Raw genomic sequence first — 16,474 nt, 5'->3', positions numbered from 1 at the left:
GGTGTGTTGTGACACTAGTGCAGCGTCAAGACTTACTATTCGGATTGTCTTGAATGTCCAACGCTCAACGTGACGGTGCGTTACGCTTCGCTAACAGCACCCTACAAACATCCTAATTCTTGGCATTGACGCTGCACTAGGATGCGGGATCTCGTCGTGCGTCAAATCAAAATGTTTCCTCATCGCTGCTAAAACCATCACCCGTCCAACCCAACGGTATAGAGCGATTCTCAATCAATCGTAAATCTATAATCCCCGCCAACAAGGGGCTTAAGCCCCTTGCCTGTTCATGAATCAAATCGGATCGCTATAGAACAAACCCAACGGTTAGCCGGAGGTTTAATTTTTGCTTCTTATTCAGTATTTTTACTGATATCTTTAGTGGGATAAAGCTAAGATAAAGTGCATGGCTTAATGCTTAACTTGATTAAAAGTTCATAAATTATTCTCGATTTTTTAAATTTTAGTAAAGATTATTTCCGCTTGGAACATTATGTCTGAAACGATGGGGCTTTGTTCTGTACCAGTAGGATAACAGCACTATTTTTGGAATTTCAGTGTGTAGCAGTGTGTAGTTGTCGTATTGGTTTTCCCGCCATTTTTCCCTCTATTCAGTTATCCCTACCAGTGATGAACACAGATGTATCTACTGTGGTAATAGGCGATCGCGCATTCCAGCAATGTCTGAAGCGCTACCTTGAACCCAGCAACACGGCGTATGGTCATGGGGTGCTGCACACTGATGTTTTGGCAACATTGCGTCACTCTACAGCCCAAGTGGTCATCGTCAGTGCTGAACTGATCCAACAGGGTTTAGGGCAGGTTTTGGCAACGGCTTTACCCCGCGCCATCTATTGCCTGGGGGTGGAGATCCAGGCTGATCCGACTCCAAGCGATCGCCCAAGGGAGATTTTGACTCAAGCCGCGTTGCTGCGTCAGGGTGCGGATGCCTATCTGCGGTTAACGGCGGCGGGGGCTTCGGAGCTATTTCTGGCGGAGCAGCAACTCTTGCTGGCCCAACTCACGGCGGCTCAACGGTGGTTAAAGCACCAGGATGAATTAATCCAGGCCAATGATTTTCTCTCTAGTATTGCCCTCGCCGATCCGCTGACGGAGTTGAGTAATCGCCGGGCGCTGGAGTGGGAATTACCCCGCCAAACCCAACGGGCGTTTGCGCAGCATCAACCCTTGAGTTTGTTGATTTTGGATGTGGATTTTTTTAAGGGGGTGAATGATAGCTATGGTCATATGGTGGGCGATCGCGTCTTACAACGGTTGGCGCAACGCTTTCGCAGCTATCTCCGCAATCAGGATGTGATCTTTCGCTACGGGGGCGAAGAGTTTGTGGTGCTGCTCAAGCAGGCGGACGCGAACACAGCCCAGGATGTGGCCCAACGTTTGCGGTGTTTAGTGGCGGAACAGCCGTTTCACGTAGAAGCCGACCTAACGCTGACGATTACGATCAGTGTGGGGGCGGCCACTCTGCAACCGGATGATGATCCGGAGGGGAAAAGTCTGTTGAACCGTGCGGATCAGGGACTGTTGCAGGCGAAGGTGTGGGGACGAAACCAGGTGGTGAACCAAAATTTAAAGCCTCGGCCGAATCGCGATCGCTAATCCCCATCACCCCATCAGCAGCGATCCGGTGATCATCCCGATCAGGAGAATAAAGCCGATGATCACGTTTTGGCTGAAGATTTGGCCGTAGAGGGGACGGGGTAGATCCGGGCGTTGGAGTTGCCAGGTTTGCCAGAGCCAGCCGAGGAGCGCGATCGCCCAGGTGAGCCAAAAACTCCAATGCAAGGTCAAGATCACCGCCAACTCGGCCAAAAGTCCAGCGGTTCCCAGGAAAAACACCCCGACGGCAACGGGAGCGTAGCGGCCAAAAAAGAGCGCACTGGAATAAATGCCGATTTTGGCATCGTCTTCGCGATCGCTCATCGCATAGACCGTATCAAACCCCAGCGTCCAGAGCAGCACCGCCCCCCAAAGCCACCCCGTTGCCTGGGTTAAACTCCCCGTCACGGCGGCCCAACTGATCAACACCGCAAACCCCCAAGCCAGGGCCAACACCAACTGCGGCACAGGAAACACTCGCTTCGCACCGGGATACAGCAGAATAAACGGCACGGCCGCCCCACAGAGCCAAAAACTGAGGGGATTTAAATAGAGGGCCAACCCCGCCGCACAGAGGAGCGCGATCGCCCCCACCACAACCCCCGTTTGAATCGACAGACTCCGGGCGGCGAGGGGACGCTGGCTGGTGCGTTCCACTTGGGGGTCAATATCCCGATCCCACAGATCATTCGCCACACAGCCCGCCGCACTGGTGGCAAGCGTGCCCACCACAATCACCCCCACCAAGGGCAACGGCGGCGCACCCTGAGCCGCCAACACCACCGCCCACAGCGCCGGAATCATCAAGATCAACCGGCCAGCGGGTTTATCCCACCGGAGGAGCCGATAAATGGTGAGCCAACGGGGTTCGGGCGATCGCACTGTCATCGGGTTTAAGCCTCTCTTGGCGGGATAATGAAGGAATGTATTAAAAAGTTTAACGAGAATTTTAAGGGTATCCTACGCTGGGAATGGCCTCAAAGGATAGGAACGAACGACCATGCAGCGCAAAATCGGCTTAACGGGCGGGATTGCCACGGGGAAAAGTACGGTGGCGGCTCACCTGGCGATGCACCATCATCTCCCGGTTTTGGATGCGGATCTCTATGCGCGGCAGGCGGTGGCGGTGGGGAGTCCGGTGTTGGCGGCGATCGCGCAGCGGTTCGGGGCGGAGATGCTCCGGGCAGATGGTAGTTTGGATCGGGGACGGTTGGGGGATCTGGTGTTTCGCGATCGCGCCCAGCGGCGGTGGTTAGAGGATCAGATTCATCCCGTTGTCCGGCATTGTTTTGATCAAGCGTTGGCAGGCTTGCGGGATGCGCCTACGGTGGTGTTGATGATTCCGTTATTGTTTGAAGCGGAGTTAACGGATTGGGTGAGTGAAATTTGGGTGGTGGCTTGTGAGCCGGAACAGCAGCGATCGCGGTTGATCGAGCGCGATCGCCTCACCCCTGCCCAAGCCGAACAGCGGATTCATAGTCAAATGCCCCTGGGGGATAAAGTTGCGGCGGCGGATGTGGTGATTCAAAATACAGGATCAGTATCGGAGCTTCAGGCCCAAGTCAATGCGGCCCTTGTCCATCAGCCCGTCCCGAAATTCCCCTAAGATGAGTGGAGAATTTGTTTGAATCTGTCCTGTGTGTGGGTAATGTCCTTAACGCAATGTCCCTAGCCAATCCAGCCATCAACATTACAGACGACCGATTCGCCTTCAGAGAGGGGGCGCGATCGCAAACCACACCCTTAGAAGAAACCCTCACGCCGCCCCACTCCCCCGCAACCCCCTCATCACCGCCCAACATCCCCTACTACACTGGGCTAATCCTGCTATCGCTGTTAACCTTTCTCTTTCTCCTGTTTCTCCTGTTCAAAAAGCAGATTAAAGAGATCCCCTACAGCACTCTTGCCACGGTGCTGTTAGGGGTTGGACTGCCGATTTTAACCATTGTCCAACTCACCACGGATCTCGTCGTGCGCGAGCCTTCCCCCCCACCGGCAGCCAACCCTGTCACCGCTTCCCCCACCGTCGATGTGGATGCGGAGGCAGCACCGGCGGACGAGAGCGATCGCAATCCCTTTCCCCCGTTAAATCTTCGCATCCAAGCGGGGCGTGAGGGTGAAGATCTGAGCGCCAGTCTTGCCCAACTGAGGGCAATGTCACCTCAGTTGGGTGGGGCAGAAGAGTCCCCCGTTACCGCGCCGAATTCGGGTGCTGGGGTGGGAACAGCCGCAACGGCGATCGCTCCCACCGCCCCAATGGATCAAACCGCAACACCCCGCCCACGATCGCCCCAATTAACGCCCCCGACCTTGCGATCGCCCCTCAGTTCGTTAACCCTTGACCTCAACCCGTCTCGCTCTACCCCTGCCCCGCCCCCAACCCGCCCCCCTCAGATGCGATCGTTCTCCCTCAGCGAGTTAGATCTCACCCGTCCCCTAACCCTGCGTGACATTCTCCGCTACGGCAGCCATGGCAAAGATGTCCTCGTCATTCAAAAAATCCTCACAGATCTCGACCTCTATACCGGCCCCCTGGATGGCTACTTTGGCCGCCTCACGGTTCAAGCCGTCAAAGACTTTCAGCGCATCCATACCCTTTTACCCGACGGCATTGTCGGCTTCAGCACCTGCGAAATCCTCGATGCCCAATCCCCCGATCTCACCCTCACCTGCACCAAACCCCCGACCCCAGAAGCCCCATAACCCATCCACCAGGGTTACGGGCGATCGGCGGGGGAGCTTGGGGGGTGAGGCAGGAGGAAAGCAGCGATCGCCCCGCCCCAGCGACGCGGCAGCAGGGCAGCGATCGCCGCCATCAGGCGATGTTTCCAGCCGGGAATCGCCACCGTCTGCCCCGCAAATAAAGCTTGATAGCCCCATTGCGCCAGCGTCATCAGCGCCGACTCACGCTCTGGATCGTCGGGGGCAGTGGATTGATCCCACCGTTGCGGGCAAAAGACGGTCACCGTCACCCCTGTACCCTGCAATTCAGCCGCCAACGCTTGGGAAAACGCGAGGATATAGGCCTGGGTCGCCTCATACACCGCCCGCCAGGACTCCGGCTGAAACGCCGCCAACGATGCCACATTGAGGATCTTTCCCGTTCCGCGTCGCAACATCCCCGGCAGCAACACCTTCGTTAACTGGGTCAACGCCACCATATTGACCTGCATTAACTGCCATTCCGCCGTCGCATCCGTTGTCACAAACTGACCCCATGCCCCGCGCTCTGATGTGTTCACTAAAATTTGCACCTCGATGCCGGTTTGTTGAAGCTGCGCGGCGATCGTATCCGGGGCGTTGGGATGGGACAGGTCATGGAGCAAAATTTTCACCGAGGCCTGAAATTCCATGGTGAGCCGCTCTGCGAGGGGGTGGATGGGGGCAGCCGTGCGCGAAATCAAGACCAGATCATAGCCATGGCGGGCAAAAACATGGGCAAAGGCTGCCCCGAAGTCGCTGGCGGCGCTGGTAATTAAGGCGGTGGGTTTCCCGTTCACAATGGTGTTTTTCTCGGTGGATCAATTCAGCCCATCAGGGGCGGAACCCCCAAACCCCAAACGATGCTGCTCAGGACAATTTAAGCCCGTCTTGGGTCATGGCGGGGCATTTCGGCCTGTTCTGGCCATGTTTGCCAGGCTTGGGTGAGGACTTCGCTCAACCATTGCCGTTGTTTGGGATTGAGAAGTTGATGATCGGTGAGGATGTCCGATTGGATTTGATCGACGCTTTTGCCCTGGGCGCGGTAGATTTCCACAACTCCTGCGATCGCCGCCGCCACCATCTCTTCATCAATCGGCTGTTTTTGAAACGCACGAATTTCTTCGGGACTTCGTGGGATAGGATAATTCATAGCCAATGTTCACCCGTTGCACACTAAAGATTAGGAAACTTATCGAATCTTAAGATAGTTTATTAAACTATCTTAAGTATGCGCTGCATGTAACCCAGCACACAACAGTCAAATCTTAAGTATTGCTTCCCCTTTTCCTGTTGGCACATGAGTAATGTCCTGATGAACGAACTGCTCTACCTTGAAATTCCCACTCCTGACCTAGCCCGTGTGGTGACGTGGCTCCAAACCCAATGGCAGCCCCCCTACGGTGAGCGGGTGGTTGTGCCGGGTGGTGTGCAAGTGCAGTTCCCGGAGCGGCCCGGTCAGGTGTTAGCGATCGCTCTTTGGTCACTTCAGCGCACCACCTATCTCAAGCTCTTTCGGTGGAGCGATCGCCCCCTCCCCCACGAACGCGACATTCAAGACCATCTCAGCCAAGCCCTCCCCCAGGCATTTCCCCTCACCTATCCGGCTCCACCTGCCCTAGATCTCACACAGACCGACATCTTCACCGCCCTCGCCCCCCACTACCCCCAAACGGTGAACTATTTCCAGAAAATGCCCCAGGGGGAACGAGATTTACAGCGAGCCTACTGGTGGGAAACCCGCTGGCGCGAGAGTGTCAAAAATCCTCAAACCCCCCGCTCGGTGGTGTTTCAACAGTCCACCCCCCTCGCCACGGATCTAGACTACGACCTCATCTATATCGGCGGCGCGTTGGGGGTGATTCATGCAGCGGTGATGGCCCAACGGGGGTATCGGGTCCTGTTGATTGAACGGCTTGCCTTTGGACGGATGAATCGGGAATGGAATATTTCGCGGGACGAGTTTCAGCAGTTGATTGAGTTGGGGCTGTTTACTGCCGAGGAGTTTGAAGGCCTGATCGCCCGCGAATATCAGGACGGATTTAACAAGTTTTTCGACGGCAATAACCCCCCCCATTTAAAAGCCAAGGTACTCCACACCCCCACCGTCCTGAATATTGCCATTGATTCGGAACGGTTGCTGCGTCTGTGTGGGGAAAAGTTCCGGCAGGCGGGGGGCGAGATTTGGGATGAAACAGAATTCACCCGTGTTGATGTGGCGAGGGATGGGGTACAGGTACAAATGACCCACCGCCCAACGGGGCGCGATCGCAACGCCACCGCCCGCCTGGTGGTCGATGCGATGGGAACCGCCTCCCCGATCGCCTGGCAACTCAACGGTGGCCGCACCTTTGATAGTGTTTGTCCCACCGTGGGGGCCGTGCTGTCGGGGATTAGCAAAGAGGTGTGGAACCCTGATTTTGGGGATGTGTTGAATTCCCATGGGGATATTTCGCGGGGGCGGCAGTTGATTTGGGAATTATTCCCCGTGGAAGGGGATGATTTGACCGTGTACCTCTTCCACTACCATCAAGTGCATCCTGAGAATCCCGGTTCGCTGCTGGAAATGTACGAGGACTTTTTCACGATTTTGCCGGAATATCGCCGCTGCGACCTCGATGCCTTGGAGTGGAAGAAGCCGACATTTGGGTATATTCCGGGGCATTTTTCCGTGGGGGGGAGCGATCGCACCGTCGCCATTGATCGCATTGTGGCGATCGGAGATGCTGCCTCGTTACAATCGCCCCTCGTCTTTACCGGCTTCGGCTCCCTCGTGCGCAACCTTGGCCGCCTCACCACCTTGCTCGATACCGCCCTCCAGCACGACCTCCTGGCCGCAAAACACCTCAACACGATCCGCGCCTACCAGAGCAATACCGCCGTCACTTGGCTCTTCTCCAAAGGAATGATGGTTCCCACGGGTAAAACCCTACCCCCCCAACGGGTGAATGCGATGCTGAACACCTTTTTTGGACTCCTCGCCGAGGAACCGCCAGAGGTTGCCGATACGTTTATTAAGGATCGGTTTGGGTGGTGGACGTTTAATCGCTTGGCATTGAAGGCGGCGGTGATGAATCCTCGCCTTGTGCCCTGGATTTGGGAGCAGGCCGGAACGCGGGACTTTATCCGCTGGATCGGCAGTTATCTCTGGTTTGCGGTGGAATCGTTGCTCGCTTGGTGTTTGCGGGGCTGGTTTCCGGGCTGGTTGGCGCGATCGCAACCGTGGCTCGAATCCCGCTATCCGGCCCTCTGGCTCCATTGCCTCAGCCTCAGCCTCCGGATCAATAGCAGCCTCGGACGCTCCCCCCACATCACCCGCCTCCCAGAACAACCCTCGACCCGTCGCGAAGTTTCCGTGGGTTGAGCATCCCTCAATCCGAGGGATGCAGGGGACGGGACAGGCTGTTAGGCACGATCGCCGGCGGCGTGAGACTAAAATCGCGGAACTGTCGGGCTTGCTTTTCGATGCGAGCCGCCAGACGGTTACAGACTAAATTACACAGGTCATAAATCAGCGGATCTTCGACGCGATAGTAGGCGGAGGTTCCGGCGCTGCGGCGACTGAGAATCCCAGCTTGGAGCATCACTTTCAGATGCTTGGAAACATTGGCTTGGCTCGTCTGCGTGGCTTCGACCAATTCTTGAACACACATCTCGCCGTCTCGAAGCAGATTCAAAAGTTTCAAGCGCATCGGTTCACTAAGTACGCTGAAGTACTCAGCGAGTTGCTGAACCACTTCCTGTGAGACAGGCTTCGGTGTGAGGTGCATGGGAGGTTCACGGAAAATTGTGATCCCAAAATCTTAGCAGCCTCATCCCCTGATCACAATATGCGGAGCTACCCTTGATCGAGATTGTCTTGAGGTGGACTGGGGGGCGGCTCACCACTGGGGGGATTAACCGGGGTTAACACGCATCAGCGGCTGGCCAAATTCCACGGGTTCACCGTTTTCGACGAGGATTTCCATGATTTGCCCGGAGATTTCTACGTCAATCTCGTTCATGAGTTTCATTGCTTCGATAATGCACACGGTTTGCCCGGTTGCGACGCGATCGCCCATATTCACAAACGGTGCTTCATCGGGAGCCGGAGAGCGATAGAACGTCCCCACCATGGGTGAGGTGATATCCACCCATTTCGGATCACCGGTGGGGGTGGGGGCAGTATCGACCACCGGAGCAGCGGCAGCGGCAGCAGCGGGAGGGGGAGCCGCCACGGGGACAGGGGCAACGGCCGGAGCAGCGGCGGCGAGGGGCATCACGGAACTGTGACCTTTTTTGACGGTGAGTTCAAAGGCCTCGCTTTTGAGGCTAAGTTCTGTGATATCGGTGGGCGCGATCGCCGCTAATAGTTCACGAATTTCTTGGAAGTCTATAGACACCGGCAGTCTTGTCCTCAAAGCGAATAAATCAAGCAATATTAAAAAGATGGTGACGTTGCCTCACGATGCCCAATGTTCAGTCTTCACCGCTAGACTCCGTGCGACCCACCCGATTAGTTTTCGCGACCGAGATAGCTATCGGTGCGGGTGTCAATCTTAATCTTTTCTCCGATGGAAAGAAAGAGCGGCACCATCACCTGTGCCCCTGTCTCCACAATGGCAGGTTTCGTGCCACCCGTGGCGGTATCCCCTTTCACGCCGGGGTCTGTTTCTGTGATTTCAAGCACCACGGAGTTGGGCAGTTCCACTTCGAGCACCTGGGTGTCCCAGGTGACGATGTTCACTTCCATTTCTTCTTTGAGGTATTTAACGCGATCGCCCACCTTGTCCGGGCTGATCCGCATTTCCTCAAAGCTTTCCATATCCATGAATACCAAATCTTCACCTTCTTTATAGGTGTGCTGCATGGTGCGTTTTTCGAGAATGGCTTGGGGAACCGTTTCACCAGCCCGAAAGGTACGTTCCACCACACTGCCCGATTGCACATTTTTGAGCTTTGTCCGGACAAATGCTGACCCTTTCCCCGGTTTCACATGGAGAAATTCGACGACACGCCACACAGAACCATCCAAATTGATCGTTACGCCAGTTCTAAAGTCATTACTCGAAATCATGGAGTTATTTTAAGAGACCGAGACAATTCGCCCTCCATTGTACCCCCGTTAGGGTTCCCTCCTGGCAGGAATCCCCTTTTCCTTCGCGAGGGCCCCATGCCCGATTCAGGGAGGGTGAAACTTATGGGAAGATGAAAAAGGTTCACCGGAATATTGTGTCTTTATTTTTTATGTTATCTTTACATTCTTCTGTTCGGCAGACGGTACAAGCCTGGCTCAAACGTGCTTGGCTTGTCTTGGCTGTGGGCGCGATCGCCCTCCTCACCACTGCCACCCTCGCCCCCGTCGCCCATGCCGGTCTCGCCCAAGGCAACGCCATCACCGACCCCCAGGCGATTCTGCGCTATGCCCTCCCCATTGATAACCCCGAAGTCCGCCAACTCCAAACCAGCTTAGAATCCATTTCCGAAGGACTCCGGAGTAAACGCTGGAGCCTCGTGAATCGGGAGATCAAATCCGCATCCCGGAGCCTGACCTTTGGGGATGACGCGATTTTGGCCAGTGTGGGCAGCGATCGCACCGCTACCGCCCAAGACCTCCTCACGGAACTCCGCGAGGAAGTGGAAACCCTCCGCACCGCCGCCGATGATCGCGATAAAAACACGGTGTGGGAGATGCGCCGCCAAGCCCTCGCCCATGTGGGAGCATTAGAAGCCCTGATGGTAGACGGCTTCCCCTTCGAGATTCCCGACGACTACGCTAACCTGCCCCAACTGCAAGGCCGCGCCACCGTCGAACTCGAAACCACCCAAGGAACCCTCACCGTGATCGTCGATGGCTACAGCGCCCCGATCAACGCCGGGAACTTCGTTGATCTCGTCCAGCGCGGGTTCTACGACGGCTTGCCCTTCTTCCAAAACCAAGACTACATCATCCAAACCGGCGACCCTGAAGGCCCCGAAGTCGGCTTCATTGACCCGAAAACCAAAGAATATCGCGCCATTCCCTTAGAAATCCTTGTCCAAGGCGACAAAGAACCGATCTACGAAATCACCCTCGAAGATGCGGGGCTGTACTTGGCAGAATTGGCGCTGCCATTTAATGCCTACGGTGCGATGGCGCTGGCCCGTCCCAGTGATGACCCCAATGGTGGCTCATCACAATTTTTCTTCTTCCTGTTTGATAGTGAACTGACACCGCCCGGCTTCAATGTCTTGGATGGACGCTATAGCGTCTTTGGCTATCTCGTTGATGGGAAAGAGGTGCTGCAAAGTCTCCAAGATGGCGACGTGATCAAATCGGCTCGTGTGGTCGAAGGTTTGGATAATTTTGTTGCGCCGCGATCGTAATCTGAAATTATCAGCCGTCCCCACCGCCAAGCACTGAAGTGCTTGGCTGATCGCGAAAACCCGTTAAAACGGGTTCGGGCAACGTTCGCTGAATGAAGGTTGACATCCGCCCCGGCGTGAACACACGGGCGGGTGTCAATCTGGACAGCGAGCTAGAAGCTCGCCCTCCAAAGGAGGATCGCAATGGTAGTGTGAGCCTCTGGCTCACTCATGCCAAAGCCCATTTTTGCTTCACTGTCCTCCACCCATGCTCAATGACTCATTAACGATCGCAGACCTTGGCGAACATCAACTGCTTCAACGCCTGCACCAATTTTGCCCGGCGGCGGTGGTGGGGGATGATGGGGCGGTGCTAGCGGTGGCGGCGGGGATGCGGTTGGTGGTGACGACGGATGTGTTAGTGGAAGGGGTGCATTTTAGTGACCCGACCACGCCCCCGGCTGCGGTGGGGTGGCGATCGCTGGCCGCTAACTTATCCGACCTCGCCGCCATGGGAGCGACCCCCATCGGGTTTACCATCGGGTTGAGCCTGCCCCCAACGACGCGCCTAGATTGGATTGAAGCCCTCTACACCGGGATGAAACGCTGTGGGGATGAGTACGACGCGCCGATGGTGGGGGGGGATGTGACGCGATCGCCCACGCCCACGATCGCCATCACGGCCTTCGGTCAAGTCACCCCCGATCGAGTCATTTCCCGACGCGGGGCACAGGTGGGCGATCGCCTGCTCGTCACGGGCTACCACGGCAACGCCCGCGCCGGGTTGGAATTGCTGCTCAATCCCGACGCGATTCGGTTGGCGATGAGCGATCGCGCCCTCCTGATCCACGCCCACCAATACCCCCGCCCCCGCCTCGATTGTCTCCCGATCCTGGCAAACTATCCCCGGATCATCGGCATGGATAGCAGCGATGGGTTAGCCGATGCGGTGCTGCAACTGTGTGCCTTAGCCGGATTGGGGGCGAGATTAAACACCTTGCCGATTGATCCGATGTTACGGAATGCCGTGGGAGATGATCGCGCCCGTGACTGGGCCTTGTATGGGGGGGAGGATTTTGAACTGGTATTAATCCTGCCGCCGGATGATGCGATCGCGCTCCTGGATAGCCTTGGGCCCCCTGCGCAGATCATCGGCACGATCATCGCTGATCCGACGGTGCAACTATGCGATCGCGCCCCGTTCCTCACCCTCAACCCTGCCCAACGCTTTCAGCACTTCACCCCCACCGCCGCCGAGCATTAACCGGGATTTCCGGTAATGTCAAAATCGCCCAAAGCCACGCCCCATCTATGATAGAATGGGTAAGCTTCATTGTCTTAATCGCCAGTTTTCTCTGGAAACGGAAGAGCCGCGATCGCGGCTTGTTCCGTCTACCCTAAACGTTCGACCGAAACGGAGTTTTTTCTATGGCTGCCCCTGAACAGCGGATTCTGCCGACCGATCTACGCAACGAGATGTCGCGATCCTACCTAGAGTACGCCATGAGCGTGATTGTGGGGCGGGCGCTACCCGATGCCAGAGACGGACTCAAACCCGTTCACCGTCGAATTCTCTACGCGATGTATGAACTGGGCTTAACCCCCGATCGCCCCTTTCGGAAATGCGCCCGTGTCGTCGGGGAAGTCCTCGGTAAATATCACCCCCACGGCGATACCGCCGTCTACGATGCCCTCGTACGCATGGCCCAAGACTTTTCGATGCGCGAACCCTTGATCCAAGGGCATGGTAACTTCGGCTCAGTGGACAATGACCCCCCAGCGGCGATGCGCTACACCGAATCCCGCCTCCACACCCTGACGGTGAATTCCCTGCTGCGGGATATCGAAGCGGAAACCGTGGATTTTGCCGATAACTTCGATGGGTCGCAACAAGAACCCGTCGTATTGCCGTCGCGGATTCCGCAACTGCTCCTCAATGGCTCATCCGGGATTGCCGTTGGGATGGCCACCAATATTCCGCCCCATAACCTAGGGGAAATCATCGATGGCATGGTGGCGCTGATCCACAATCCAGAGCTACCGATTCAGGATCTGTGCAAAATTATCAAAGGCCCCGATTTTCCCACCGGGGGGCAAATTCTCGGCTACAGCGGCATTCAGGATGCCTACTTGACCGGGCGCGGCTCCGTGACGATGCAGGGGGTGGCCCATATTGACCTGATCGAGCAACCGGGACGGCCCGATCGCGAGGCGATCATTGTGACCGCCTTGCCCTACCAAACCAATAAGGCGGCGTTGATTGAGAAGATCGCTGATCTGGTGAACGATAAGAAAATTGAGGGGATTTCCGATATTCGGGACGAGAGCGATCGCGACGGAATGCGGATCGTGATTGAACTCAAACGGGATGCGATCGCCCGCGTTGTTCTCAATAACCTCTACAAACAAACCCCGATCCGCAACAACTTCGGGGCGAATATGTTAGCGATCGTCAACGGCGACCCGCAACTGCTCAACCTCAAACGGTTCCTCGAAGTCTTCCTCGACTTCCGCATTGAAACGATCCAACGCCGCACCCAATACAAACTGCGCAAAGCCCAAGAACGGGATCACATTCTCCAAGGATTCTTAATCGCCCTGGGAGAAAACCTCGATCGCATCATCCAAACCATCCGCCACGCCGCCGACACCGCCAGCGCCAAAGAGGATTTAATGGCCGGGTTTGGTCTGTCCTTGTTGCAAGCCGATGCGATTTTACAAATGCAGTTGCGCCGCTTGACCGCCCTCGAAGCGGACAAAATCCAAGCCGAACACGAAGAATTACTGCTGACGATCACCGATTTGCAGGATATTTTGGCGCGACGGGAGCGGATCGACGAAATCATTGTCGAAGAAGCCGAGCAAATCAAGGCGACCCACGCCACGCCCCGCCGCACGGAAATCCTCGCCTCGGAAGGGGATCTCGATGAAACCGACCTGATCGCCAATGAAGCCGTGCTGATCCTGTTGACGGAGCAGGGCTACATCAAACGGATGCCCGTCAATACCTTTGAGGCGCAACACCGGGCCACCCGTGGCCGGGCTGGGGCGAAGATTAAAGATAACGATGCGGTGGAGCATTTCCTCACCTGTTGCGACCATAATGTGGTGCTGTTTTTTAGCGATCGCGGGGTCGTCTACTCGATCAACGCCTATAAAATCCCCACCGCCTCCCGCCAAGCTCGTGGCGTGCCCATCGTCCAGATGCTCCCCATCCCCCGCGACGAAAAAATCACCTCCATCATCGCCGTTAGTGAGTTCACCGACGATGAATATTTGGTGATGCTCACCCGCACCGGCTTTATCAAAAAAACCGCCCTCTCCGCCTTCGCCAACATCCGCACCAATGGCCTGATCGCCATCTCCCTTGCTGAGGGGGATCAACTGCGCTGGGTGCGTTTAACGAAATCTACCGACAGCATTATCATCGGCTCCCGGCAGGGGATGGCGATTCATTTCCGCGCCGATGATACCCAGTTGCGTCCCCTGGGCCGGGCAACGCGGGGCGTGAAGTCGATGAAGCTGCGATCGGGGGATGAGTTGATCGGGATGGATATTCTCCCCAGTCAAATCATTGCCGATTTGGCCGTGGGTGAGGGCGATGAGGAGGACGATAACCTCACCGCCAGTGAGGAAGTGCTTGCGGATATTGGTGATGGGCCGTGGGTGTTGGCGGTGACGGCCCAGGGTTACGGCAAGCGGATTCCGGTGGATCAATTCCGGCTGCAAAAGCGGGCGGGCTTGGGCCTGCGGGCGATTAAGTTCCGCGTTAAGAAAGATGAGTTGGTGGCCCTCGGTGTGGTGAATCAGGGCGACGAACTGATGCTGATCACCCATCGCGGCATTATTATTCGTCAAGTGGTGGATGCGATTTCGCCTCAGTCGCGGGCAGCGACGGGGGTACGGGTGCAACGGTTGGATCAAGAGGATGCGATCGCCGCTGTGGCCCTCGTTCCCCCCAGTGAAGAAGGGGAGGACGGCGAGGAAGAAGACCTCGAATCCTAGTCAAAAAAAAAGACCAAGGGCCGGAAAATCGGCCGCAAACTCGCTATATTTAGAGTGTCTAGTCTAAAATTTCAGGCTAAACACGCTGAATATAGTGTTTTTGTTATTTTTTAAGAATTCATGAGTGCCTTACCTGTTCCCGATTTTGAGCTTCACAGCCCCCAAGCGTTGGCCGATTTAATTGCAACGGCGGAAACGTGGCGTGAAGTGGAGCAGCTTATGGCCCAATATCAAGACTGGAAAACGGAAACCTGGCAGCTTTTAACGGAGCCCCAACAGGATCGGCTGCGGCTACTCCAAAAATGGCAGGATTACCCGATTGCGCAAAAATTTCCACCGGGGGCGATCGTGCAACGCCTTGATGATGCCCATGGTTTAACGGGCGAGGTGCAGACCTATTGGCAAGCCTACGGGGAAGATTATGTCACATTCATGGTGGGCCCAGATGTGGATTGGTGTCGGGCGAGTAATTTAAAGCGGATTCCGGTGGCCCTAGAGGCAGCTTCTTCAGCGCGTCGCTCGGCCTAGGGCGTACTTTTTCCCCGCTTAAAATTGCGAGAAATAATCCGCTAATCGACGGAACAACCCTGAGAATGTTCCGTGAATTTCCTGGTTTTCTCGCCGCAATCCCGAAATACTCCGGACTCCCAGGGGGATTATCTGAACAGAGAGACAAGACTCGGACTCAGCAAATCGGATGGGTGATGGGTGCTGTGACCGATAGATGCGATCGCATCGCTCATGAATCCTCTGACTTCTGATCCCTGTTACTCCTTCCCTCATTGAGAATCACTCCTATGGAATTTCCGACAACGGGTTTAAGCGCAACCGTCTCTGCGTCAGTTTCGAGTGAAATTGAAGCTCAATTGACTCAGGGCCCAATGTACCAAGGAGCATTAACCGGACTTCAGCACCTGACGGGAGAACGTCCGGAAGTTATCCATGCTTTACTCCATGCCCTCAATCGTGAAGCGATCCAAACCACGATCCAGTATGTTGCTCAACTGGAGGACTGTGGGCCCTTACCTGCGATCGCCCCGGCCAGCCCTTCCCCCCGCGCCAAACTTGCCCCCGTCGGATCGCCCGCATCCCCCCCAACAGATCAGCCCCCACAAGACCCCATCGACCAAAAACACCAGGAATATCGCCAAATGGGGCAACGCATTAAACAAGCCCGCCAACGCCGCCGCCTCACCCAGGGCGAGCTAGCCAGTCGAACCCTTGTACCGGTGATTCACATTCAAGCCCTCGAAGCGGGTCAATTGGAAAAATTGCCCGAAGATATCTATTTACGGGGCTTTCTGCGCCGCCTTGGACAAGCCCTTGATCTCAAAGAATTAGCGAGTCTGACGGTGAGCAATCCGCAGCATGAGACCCTCATTCCATCGTGGTACAACCCAAACCTCAACACTCAACCATGGATGTCCAGCAAGGCTCCGTTGACGGTGTATGCGGCTTATATTGCCTGTATTACTGGGATTATCGGAGGCTATGGCTGGGTGGCAGCGGGGCTAGATGCCAGTGTCTTTGATCCCTTCTTTGCCACGATCGCGCCGCCGGAGCAGCCGACCCTTTGGCAATCGTCCCAGGACGACCCTGCGACACCGCAACCCCAGCCGCAAATCACTCCTCCGAGCAGCATTGTGGCTCCTGTCTCATCAACAACTCAAACCACACCCCCGTCAACTCATTGACACTCCCACCGTTAAATCAAAGATTATAACGGGGGATTCTTGTTTCACTGGGTTTGTCTAGTTTCAAGTCATCTCTGTCTTGAAACCCCGTCCAGATTCCCCTCCACAAGCATCTGTTTAACGTCCACTGAATG

At 55.9% G+C, this 16,474-nt stretch carries 15 protein-coding genes; 9 read left to right on the top strand and 6 right to left on the bottom strand.

Features of this window, described 5'->3' with window-relative positions:
• The first annotated feature begins 630 nt into the window (after window positions 1-630).
• Complete coding sequence (locus tag PN477_RS14315; RefSeq protein WP_272119571.1) at window positions 631-1,617, top strand: GGDEF domain-containing protein; 987 nt, start codon at window positions 631-633, stop codon at window positions 1,615-1,617.
• Between the two features lie 6 nt (window positions 1,618-1,623).
• Here the strand turns inward: PN477_RS14315 and PN477_RS14310 are convergent, their stop codons facing one another.
• Window positions 1,624-2,505 carry a 4-hydroxybenzoate solanesyltransferase gene (locus PN477_RS14310; RefSeq protein WP_272119569.1) on the bottom strand — a complete coding sequence of 294 codons (882 nt, stop codon included), beginning with the start codon at window positions 2,503-2,505 and terminating at the stop codon, window positions 1,624-1,626.
• Between the two features lie 112 nt (window positions 2,506-2,617).
• On the opposite strand from PN477_RS14310, the gene coaE reads away from it, so the two are divergent.
• The gene (gene coaE, locus PN477_RS14305) at window positions 2,618-3,223 is read left to right on the top strand and encodes a dephospho-CoA kinase (protein WP_272119567.1); all 606 of its coding nucleotides are present in this window, start codon (window positions 2,618-2,620) and stop codon (window positions 3,221-3,223) included.
• Window positions 3,224-3,237: 14 nt separating this feature from the next.
• Complete coding sequence (locus PN477_RS14300) at window positions 3,238-4,320, top strand: peptidoglycan-binding domain-containing protein (protein ID WP_272147362.1); 1,083 nt, start codon at window positions 3,238-3,240, stop codon at window positions 4,318-4,320.
• A 14-nt stretch (window positions 4,321-4,334) separates the two neighbouring features.
• On the opposite strand, the gene PN477_RS14295 is transcribed toward PN477_RS14300, so the two are convergent.
• Together PN477_RS14295 and PN477_RS14290 are read right to left on the bottom strand one after the other, a co-directional pair.
• A complete protein-coding gene (locus tag PN477_RS14295) occupies window positions 4,335-5,117 on the bottom strand; it encodes an SDR family NAD(P)-dependent oxidoreductase (protein WP_272119563.1) in 783 nt (260 codons plus the stop codon).
• An 80-nt stretch (window positions 5,118-5,197) separates the two neighbouring features.
• Window positions 5,198-5,470, bottom strand: coding sequence for a hypothetical protein (locus tag PN477_RS14290; protein WP_272119561.1), 273 nt, complete (start codon window positions 5,468-5,470; stop codon window positions 5,198-5,200).
• A 162-nt stretch (window positions 5,471-5,632) separates the two neighbouring features.
• Between PN477_RS14290 and PN477_RS14285 the strand changes: the two genes are divergently transcribed.
• Window positions 5,633-7,681, top strand: coding sequence for an NAD(P)/FAD-dependent oxidoreductase (locus tag PN477_RS14285; RefSeq protein WP_272147361.1), 2,049 nt, complete (start codon window positions 5,633-5,635; stop codon window positions 7,679-7,681).
• A 7-nt stretch (window positions 7,682-7,688) separates the two neighbouring features.
• On the opposite strand, the gene PN477_RS14280 is transcribed toward PN477_RS14285, so the two are convergent.
• From PN477_RS14280 to efp, 3 genes are all read right to left on the bottom strand, one after another.
• Complete coding sequence (locus PN477_RS14280) at window positions 7,689-8,087, bottom strand: ArsR/SmtB family transcription factor (RefSeq protein WP_072620055.1); 399 nt, start codon at window positions 8,085-8,087, stop codon at window positions 7,689-7,691.
• A 126-nt stretch (window positions 8,088-8,213) separates the two neighbouring features.
• Entirely contained in the window at window positions 8,214-8,699 is a 486-nt protein-coding gene (accB, locus tag PN477_RS14275; protein WP_272119557.1) for an acetyl-CoA carboxylase biotin carboxyl carrier protein, read from the bottom strand.
• Between the two features lie 113 nt (window positions 8,700-8,812).
• Entirely contained in the window at window positions 8,813-9,373 is a 561-nt protein-coding gene (efp, locus tag PN477_RS14270; RefSeq protein WP_272119555.1) for an elongation factor P, read from the bottom strand.
• A gap of 170 nt (window positions 9,374-9,543) precedes the next feature.
• Between efp and PN477_RS14265 the strand changes: the two genes are divergently transcribed.
• The 5 genes from PN477_RS14265 (at window position 9,544) to PN477_RS14245 (ending at window position 16,340) form a co-directional block, all read left to right on the top strand.
• Complete coding sequence (locus PN477_RS14265) at window positions 9,544-10,662, top strand: peptidylprolyl isomerase (protein WP_272119553.1); 1,119 nt, start codon at window positions 9,544-9,546, stop codon at window positions 10,660-10,662.
• Between the two features lie 247 nt (window positions 10,663-10,909).
• Entirely contained in the window at window positions 10,910-11,905 is a 996-nt protein-coding gene (gene thiL / locus PN477_RS14260; protein WP_272119551.1) for a thiamine-phosphate kinase, read from the top strand.
• A gap of 164 nt (window positions 11,906-12,069) precedes the next feature.
• Window positions 12,070-14,646, top strand: a complete 2,577-nt coding sequence (gyrA, locus tag PN477_RS14255; RefSeq protein ID WP_272119549.1) for a DNA topoisomerase (ATP-hydrolyzing) subunit A — start codon at window positions 12,070-12,072, stop codon at window positions 14,644-14,646.
• Between the two features lie 120 nt (window positions 14,647-14,766).
• On the top strand, window positions 14,767-15,174 hold the full coding sequence (locus PN477_RS14250) for a hypothetical protein (protein ID WP_272119547.1): 408 nt from the start codon (window positions 14,767-14,769) through the stop codon (window positions 15,172-15,174).
• Window positions 15,175-15,443: 269 nt separating this feature from the next.
• Entirely contained in the window at window positions 15,444-16,340 is an 897-nt protein-coding gene (locus tag PN477_RS14245; RefSeq protein ID WP_272119545.1) for a helix-turn-helix domain-containing protein, read from the top strand.
• Window positions 16,341-16,474: the final 134 nt, after the last annotated feature.

It is taken from the genome of Spirulina subsalsa CS-330, assembly GCF_028330765.1.
Lineage (GTDB): Bacteria > Cyanobacteriota > Cyanobacteriia > Cyanobacteriales > Spirulinaceae > Spirulina > Spirulina subsalsa_A.
Note: the sequence above shows the minus strand (reverse complement) of the source record. Positions and strands in the feature narration are given on the sequence as shown.